Origin of the sequence: Thermoleptolyngbya sp. M55_K2018_002, from assembly GCF_015295965.1 — a bacterium.
Lineage (GTDB): Bacteria > Cyanobacteriota > Cyanobacteriia > Elainellales > Elainellaceae > Thermoleptolyngbya > Thermoleptolyngbya sichuanensis.
Genome location: NZ_DVEA01000290.1, coordinates 1 through 2,580 on the forward strand (window position 1 = coordinate 1; position 2,580 = coordinate 2,580).

Below are 2,580 nucleotides of genomic sequence, written 5' to 3' on the forward strand. Positions count from 1 at the left end.
CAGCGCCGCCTCGTAGGAATAGACCAGCGTCAGGCGATCGCCCGGTACAAGCTGGTGCTGGAGCCAGGCCGCCATTTCGGTCGCCTGCTGGTATAACCCGGCGTAGGTCAGGTGTCCCGCTTCGGTTTCGCCATCCTGCAAAAAGATGAACGCCCGTCGGTCTGGATGAGCGTGCGATCGCCGCTCCAACAACTCGACCAGGTTAGACGGTTCCGGTGTCAAATGAATAAAATCGCTCATCTTTGGACTAGGCAGCTTTTGGACACCCTCTGAAGGGTAGTCTGACTGGGCCAGATACTCAAGTTCTGCAGGCAGACCTGATAGAATCCAAGACTGGATGCTAGACAGAATGCAAAACGTCGTCCATCAAGACAGCACAAGACAGAGTTTTACATAAGCCATTAACCTGATGATGACCTCCTTCAAACGCCGCTCATTGTTGTTGGGCACTTTGGCAGTGCTTTTGGTGAATGCCTGCGCGGGTAGCCCGACCGCCCAAAACCCTGAAACTGGTTCACCTGCCGGAACTGCCGCCCCCCTGGTGGTTGGCTCGATTCCCGACCAAGACCCCGAAAAGGTGCAGCGACAGGCCGAGAAGCTGGCTGCCTATCTAGAATCAAAGCTGGGCGTGCCCGTGAAGTATCAGCCCGTTACGGACTATGCGGCTGCGGTCACGGCCTTCAAGGTGGGTGATCTAGATCTGGTGTGGTTTGGTGGGCTGACGGGTGTGCAGGCGCGGCTGCAAGTGCCGGGGGCCCAGGCGATCGCCCAGCGCGACATCGACGAACAATTCACCAGCGTCTTCATTGCCAACACCCAGAGCGGCATTGCGCCCTTTACTGACCTCAAAGACCTTAACACGCTCAAAGGGCGCACCCTCACCTTTGGCAGCGAATCTTCTACCTCTGGTCGGCTGATGCCGCAATATTTCATTCAGCAGGCAGGCATGACGTTGTCAGATTTCAAAGGGGAAGTGGGCTTTTCGGGCAATCACGATGCCACCATCAAGCTGGTGGAAGCAGGAACCTACGAAGTCGGCGCACTGAATTCTCAAGTCTGGGAATCGCGAGTGGCGGAGGGTGCAGTAGACACCAATAAGGTGCAGGTGATTTGGACCACGCCGCCCTACTACGACTATCACTGGGTGATTAGCCCAGAGGTGGAAGAGCGCTACGGCCAGGGCTTCATCCAAAAGGTGCAGGTGGCATTTACGGAGCTAGACCCGGCGAACCCAGACCAGAAAGAGGTGCTGGGGCTGTTTGGCGCGGCAAAGTTTATTCCCACAAAAAACGAGAACTACTCGCAGATTGAGTCTGTCGGTCGCCAGATTGGCAAGATCCAGTGATGGGCCCGCCCATTTTTTACCTCAGCCAGGTGACGCGCCAGTTTCAGGGGCTCACGGCTCTGGCCGAGGTGAACCTGAGCATTGCTGCTGGGGAAAGGGTTGCGCTGATTGGCCCCAGCGGCGCGGGCAAGAGCACCCTGCTGAGTCTGCTGAACGGGACGCTGCTGCCATCGGCGGGGCAGGTGACGGTGCTGGGGCAAGACCTGCGGCGGCTGTCGCCTCGGCAGCGACGGCGGGTGCAGCGGCAAATTGGGACGGTCTATCAGCAGCATCACCTCGTCACCAATCTGTCGGTGATTCACAACGTCAATGCCGGACACCTAGGACGCTGGTCGCTGGCCAAGGCCGCTTGGTCGCTGCTGTGGCCCCAGTCGGTAGAGATCGCTGCACGGGCGCTGGCTCAGGTTGGCATTGCCGAGAAGCTGTATGTTCGCACCGATCGGCTATCGGGCGGCGAGCAGCAGCGAGTGGCGATCGCCCGTGTGCTGGTGCAAGATCCGGTGGCCATCCTGGCAGATGAGCCGATCGCCAGCCTCGACCCGGCCCGCGCCCACGACCTGATGGCGCTGCTGTGCCGCCTGACAGAGCAGAGTGGCAAAACGCTGGTGATCAGCTTGCACGATATCGAATATGCGTTTCAGTACTGCACGCGGCTGGTGGGGCTGCGGCAGGGGCAGATTCAGTTCGACGCGCCGCCTGCCCAAGTGACGGACGCGATGATCCACGAGTTATACCGCCTAGAGCAGCCTGTCCTTTAACCGTTTCTGCACCCCGATGCCCGCTGCACCCACTGCCCTCCCACCGCCTCCCCCCTGGCTGAACCGCCGCAACGGGTGGGGATTGGTAATGCTGGGGGCGATCGCCCTTTCGCTCTACGCCACGGGCATCGGACGACCAGACGCGACCCTAGTCAACCCCGGCGGCTGGGGCCAGTTTGTGGAGTTTTGGGCCAGCAGCCTGCGGCCCGACCTCAGCCGCGACTTTCTAGAGGTAATTGCCAGGGCAACTTTTGTCACCTTTGCCTATGCAGTCTGCGGCACGACCCTGAGTGTGGCGCTAGGGCTGGTGGGCGGCGTGCTGTCGTCGGAAACTTGGTGGCGGACGGTGTTGCCGAGGGCGGCGGGCGGCGCGTGGGCGGCTCCCCTTTGGCTGCTGATTCGCGGGCTGCTGGCGGTTCCCAGGGCGATTCATGAACTCCTCTGGGGCCTGTTTTTTTTGAATATTCTGGGGCTAAA

Annotated in this window: 3 protein-coding genes and 1 pseudogene; 3 read left to right on the top strand and 1 reads right to left on the bottom strand. The window is 60.2% G+C overall.

Annotation, left to right across the window (positions count from 1 at the left end; genetic code table 11):
• Positions 1-240: pseudogene (locus tag IGS51_RS14985) on the bottom strand (AMP-binding protein); the annotation flags it as partial.
• Positions 241-412: 172 nt separating this feature from the next.
• Between IGS51_RS14985 and IGS51_RS14990 the strand changes: the two are divergent.
• The 3 genes from IGS51_RS14990 to IGS51_RS15000 form a co-directional block, all read left to right on the top strand.
• A complete protein-coding gene (locus IGS51_RS14990; protein WP_297079400.1) occupies positions 413-1,345 on the top strand; it encodes a putative selenate ABC transporter substrate-binding protein in 933 nt (310 codons plus the stop codon).
• The gene (locus tag IGS51_RS14995; RefSeq protein ID WP_172356872.1) at positions 1,345-2,103 is read left to right on the top strand and encodes a phosphonate ABC transporter ATP-binding protein; all 759 of its coding nucleotides are present in this window, start codon (positions 1,345-1,347) and stop codon (positions 2,101-2,103) included. The genes IGS51_RS14990 and IGS51_RS14995 overlap by 1 nt, the downstream gene beginning before the upstream one ends.
• 16 nt (positions 2,104-2,119) lie before the next feature.
• A partial coding sequence (locus IGS51_RS15000) for a PhnE/PtxC family ABC transporter permease (RefSeq protein ID WP_367279347.1) occupies positions 2,120-2,580 on the top strand: 461 nt, incomplete at its 3' end.